The 2,631-nt window shown below is 64.3% G+C and carries 4 protein-coding genes; 2 read left to right on the forward strand and 2 right to left on the reverse strand.

Annotated features, from left to right (window positions below):
- Positions 1-1,001: DNA recombination protein RmuC (locus tag AC062T_RS00005; protein WP_476026205.1), on the reverse strand; the 1,001-nt coding region annotated here is incomplete at its 3' end.
- A gap of 92 nt (positions 1,002-1,093) precedes the next feature.
- On the opposite strand from AC062T_RS00005, the gene AC062T_RS00010 reads away from it, so the two are divergent.
- Entirely contained in the window at positions 1,094-1,378 is a 285-nt protein-coding gene (locus AC062T_RS00010; RefSeq protein ID WP_476026207.1) for a DUF2470 domain-containing protein, read from the forward strand.
- Here the strand turns inward: AC062T_RS00010 and AC062T_RS00015 are convergent.
- Positions 1,375-1,977 carry an exonuclease domain-containing protein gene (locus AC062T_RS00015; protein WP_476026209.1) on the reverse strand — a complete coding sequence of 201 codons (603 nt, stop codon included), beginning with the start codon at positions 1,975-1,977 and terminating at the stop codon, positions 1,375-1,377. The genes AC062T_RS00010 and AC062T_RS00015 overlap by 4 nt on opposite strands.
- A gap of 98 nt (positions 1,978-2,075) precedes the next feature.
- Between AC062T_RS00015 and AC062T_RS00020 the strand changes: the two genes are divergently transcribed.
- Positions 2,076-2,631 (forward strand): GTPase (locus AC062T_RS00020; protein ID WP_476026211.1); only part of this gene is annotated, 556 nt, incomplete at its 3' end.

Raw genomic sequence — 2,631 nt, forward strand, 5'->3', positions numbered from 1 at the left:
AACGCGACCGTCTTGAGCACGGACCACAGGGTTACGGGAGAGGCGAGGGCAACGCGCTTGGAGAACGCGTAGTCCATGATCGAAGGGTCGGCTTCGAGGGCGCTCGATACGAGGGACTCACTGGGAATAAAGGCGATCACCATCTCGGGAGAGGCGTCGAGCCCCGCCCAGTAGGTCTTGCCTGCCAGGGTGTCGATGTGCGAGCGCAGGGCCTTCACATGGGCGCGAATGAGCTGCTCGCGCTTGGCCCCCTCCTCGCCGGTCGCCGTCACCGCGATCTGACTTGCTTCGAGGTAGGAGGTGAACGGCACCTTCGCGTCGACGGCAATGTTCTTGCCGCCGGGCAGGTGAACGACCATGTCGGGGCGGCCCGCGCCGGCATCCGATGTGATGCTGGCCTGAACATCGAAGTCGACGCGCTCGATGAGTCCGGCCGCCTCGACGACATTGCGAAGCTGGGTTTCGCCCCAGACTCCGCGGGTGCTGTTGCTCTTGAGGGCAGAGGCGAGCGCCTCCGCGGTGCTGCGCAGACGCTCTTCAGACTCCGTTGCCGAGCGCAACTGCTGGCTGAGTTCGCCATGCTGGCGGCTGCGTTGCTCCTCCAGCTCGGTGACCTTGTGCTGCATCGCCCGCAGATTCTCCTGCACTGGCGTGAGTGCCTGCAGCACGCGGCTTTCGACGCGCTCGCGCTCCGTATGGGCTTGCTGGTCGAGGCGCTGGCGTTCCATTAGCTCGCGGTGTTGCTGCTGCAAGCCGCTGACCTGCTCGCGCAGAGCATCCGCGGTCGCCTGCGTAAACGCGAGCTCGGCAGCAAGCTGCGCCTGGGCCGCCTGCTCGCGCGCCCGGAGCTCGCTGAGGGCGGTCTCATGGCGGGCCTCGAGTACAGCGGCAGTGCCGGTGGCCGCCCCGGTCTGGCGGGAGCGCGCGACGACAACCCCGAGCGCGGCACCCACGACGAGACCGAGCACGAGGCCAATGAGAAGAAGCACGACGGGATCCATGATTCCAGTGTGCCCGGAGCATCCGACATCGCTCTCTGCCCCACGGCGAGCCTCCAAAGCGAGAGGCAAGGGAAAGGTGGCACGATTGCCCTATGAGCACCTTTTCTGACGACGTTGTCACCGCAATCACGAACTACATGAACACCAGCCAGCCCGAAATCACCCTGCAGATTGTGCGGGCCCTGGGCGGTGTGGCCGACGCAGAATCGGCGACCATGACGTCGTTCGACGAGAAGCGCGCGGTGTTCACCGCCACGGTGGCCGGGCAGCAATCTCAGGTGGAGGTTCCGTGGAGCCACGAGCTCCGCAGTCGCGACGAAGTGCGCGCTGACCTGTTTCTGCTCTACGAACGCGCCAGCGCAGCGCAGGGAAACTAGCTCAGCACCATCGGGGCGTTGTCGGCAGCGGCGGCGCCGATCGACTTGATGCTCGCCCCGGCGATCGTGGCCAGGTGCGGGATATCTGTGGCCTCGTGACGCTTGGCCGCATGCACGATGATCGCCGCGCACGCCTCGGCATCGGCGAGGGCGTCGTGGTGGCGAAAATCTTCAAACCCCGCCGCCATGGCTGCGACCGGCAGGCGATAGGAGTCGAGGTTGTAGGTCTTGCGGGCCACCTGCAGGCTGCACAGGTAATCGAATGACGGCGTCTCCTGCAGCGTGGCGGCGCAGGCGCCGGAGATGACGCCCATGTCGAAGCGCGCGTTATGGGCGACGAGGTGGTCGCCGCCAGCAAACGCGACCAAATCGGGCAGCTGTTCGGCCCAGCTCAGAGCGCTCGCAACATCCTCTTCGACGATTCCGTGGATGCGGGTGTTCCATTCGAGAAACGCGTCGTGGCCGATCGGCGGCTTGATAAACCAGGATGCTTTGTCGACGACGATGCCGTCGCGAACCTTAACGAGACCCACGGAGCACGCCGAGGCGCTGGACGAGTTTGCGGTCTCAAAGTCGATCGCGGTGAAATTCACTGGCACATAAAGATCGTCTCACGAGCATCCGACGCTGCCTGCCGCGCGAACCGGCGTGGTTCGTCGCAGATTGATTCAGCCGGGTCACGGTAGCCTTATCTCTCGTGGCTCTCACTATTGCAATCGTCGGACTCCCCAATGTGGGCAAGTCAACCCTCTTCAACGCTCTGACCAAGAACTCGGTGCTCGCCGCGAACTATCCGTTCGCCACGATCGAGCCCAACGTTGGCATCGTGAACCTGCCCGATGCGCGTCTTGCAAAGCTTGCCGAGGTGTTCGGCAGTGAGCGCATCCTGCCGGCGCCCGTGTCGTTCGTCGACATCGCTGGCATCGTCAAGGGCGCGAGCGAGGGCGAGGGACTCGGCAACAAGTTCCTCGCGAACATTCGTGAAGCGGATGCCATCGCCCAGGTGGTGCGTGCCTTCAGCGATGAGGATGTTGTGCACGTCGACGGCAAGGTCAACCCTGCCAGCGACATGGAGACCATCAACACCGAGCTGGTTCTCGCCGACCTTCAGACTGTTGAGAAGGCCATCGAGCGCTACGAAAAAGAGGTCAAGACCAAGCGCACCGAGCCCATCGTGCTCGAGACGGCCAAGGCCGCCCGCGACTGGCTGAACGAGGGCAAGCCGCTCTCCGCCAACACCAAGCTCGACCTTG

The organism is Homoserinimonas sp. (assembly GCF_056262345.1).

Bases quoted from the DNA above. Each gene is read 5' to 3' on its own strand.
- AC062T_RS00010 (WP_476026207.1), top strand. From the start codon at position 1,094: ATGAGCACCTTTTCTGACGACGTTGTCACCGCAATCACGAACTACATG.